At 71.1% G+C, this 1,920-nt stretch carries 1 protein-coding gene; it reads right to left on the bottom strand.

Annotated elements, in window-relative coordinates; genetic code table 11:
- Nucleotides 1-187: 187 nt before the first annotated feature.
- The gene (gene ffh / locus ACOJTC_RS22255; protein ID WP_204923818.1) at nt 188-1,744 is read right to left on the bottom strand and encodes a signal recognition particle protein; all 1,557 of its coding nucleotides are present in this window, start codon (nt 1,742-1,744) and stop codon (nt 188-190) included.
- Between the last annotated feature and the right edge of the window lie 176 nt (nt 1,745-1,920).

Here is a 1,920-nt window from a genome sequence, read left to right as displayed (position 1 = left end):
GTGGGGGACGGCACGATCAACCTTCCGTTGATCAGTTCGTACGGAAGGTCCTTCGGCAGGTCGCCGAGGTCGTCGACCGTCCACTCGTGCCGTTCGGGCAGGCTGGGTGCTGCGGTCATGACATCTCCTCCCAGGGGCGACGACCACCCTAGGTGCCCGGGTCGTCGCCCTCCGCCACCGACACGCGTCAGCGGGGCCGGTTGTCGCCCTTGCCGAGCTTGTTGAAGTCGATCTTCGGAAGCTTGAAGCCCGGCGGCAGCCCCTGGCCACCGGCCAGGTCGTTCGGGTCCATCCCCGGCGGGAGCTGCGGCATCCCACCGGGGAAGCCGCCCGGCAGTCCGGCGCCCGCGCCGCTGCGCGGCCGGTTGCCGCCCTTGGTGCCCTTACGCTTGTTCTTCGGGGACTTGGTGGCCTTGCGTCGACCCCCGCCGGGCAGGCCCATCATGCCGCCCATCTGCTTCATCATCTTCTGCGCGTCGGCGAAGCGGTTGAGCAGCTGGTTGACGTCCATCACGGTGACCCCGGAGCCACCGGCGATGCGGGCCCGCCGGGAGCCGTTGATGATCTTCGGGTTGGTCCGCTCAGCCGGGGTCATCGACCTGATGATCGCGGTGACCCGGTCGAAGTGCTTGTCGTCCAGCTCGGCGAGCTGGTCCTTCATCTGCCCCATGCCGGGCATCATGGCCAGCACGTTGGCGATCGGGCCCATCCGCCGCACCGCGATGAGCTGGTCGAGGAAGTCCTCCAGGGTGAACTGCTCGCCGCCCATCAGCTTGGCGGTCATCTTCTCCTTCTGATCGGTGTCGAAGGCCTGCTCGGCCTGCTCGATCAGAGTGAGGACGTCGCCCATGCCGAGGATCCGGCTGGCCATCCGGTCGGGGTGGAAGACGTCGAAGTCCTCCAGCTTCTCGCCGGTGGAGGCGAACAGGATCGGCTGGCCGGTGACCTCCCGCACCGACAGCGCCGCGCCGCCGCGGGCGTCGCCGTCGAGCTTGGACAGCACCACACCGGTGATGCCCACGCCGTCGCGGAACGCCTCGGCGGTGCGGACCGCGTCCTGGCCGACCATCGCGTCGATGACGAAGATGACCTCGTCGGGGTCGACCGCGTCCCGGATGTCGGCGGCCTGCTGCATCATCTCGGCGTCGATGCCGAGCCGGCCGGCGGTGTCGACGATGACGATGTCCCGGGCGGCCCGCTTCGCGTGCTCGATCGAGGCGCGGGCGACCTGCACCGGGTCGCCGGTGCCGTTGCCGGGCTCCGGGGCGTACACCTCGACGCCGGCGCGGCCACCGAGCACCTGGAGCTGCCCGACGGCGTTGGGACGCTGGAGGTCGGCGGCGACCAGCAGCGGCTGGTGCCCCTGGGCCTTGAGCCAGCGGGCCAGCTTGCCGGCGAGGGTGGTCTTACCGGAGCCCTGGAGGCCGGCCAGCATGATCACGGTCGGCGGCTGCTTGGCGAACTGGAGCCGCCGCCCCTCGCCGCCGAGCACGTTGATCAGCTCTTCGTTGACGATCTTGACGATCTGCTGGGCCGGGTTGAGCGCCTGGGAGACCTCCGCGCTGCGGGCCCGCTCCTTGACGTTCGCGATGAAGCCCTTCACCACCGGCAGCGCGACGTCCGCCTCCAGCAACGCCAGGCGGATCTCGCGGGCGGTGGCGTCGATGTCGGCGTCGGTGAGCCGGCCCTTGCCGCGGAGCTTGGTGAAGATTCCGGACAGGCGGTCACTCAAGGTGTCAAACACGCGAACATCCCGTATGTCGTCATCGGCGGGCACAGGTGCGGCCGGGCCGGCTGTCCAGCCCACCGTTAGGGTAGCCCGCCGGCCGCACGCCCGCTCCGGCCCCGCGCGCCGCGCCCCGCACCGTGCCCGGGGCCCGGCCGGCGGCGGGCCGCCCACGACGCGCCCGCCGGCCCGGC

Source organism: Micromonospora sp. (assembly GCF_048594385.1).
Lineage (GTDB): Bacteria > Actinomycetota > Actinomycetes > Mycobacteriales > Micromonosporaceae > Micromonospora > Micromonospora wenchangensis.
Note: the sequence above shows the minus strand (reverse complement) of the source record. Positions and strands in the feature narration are given on the sequence as shown.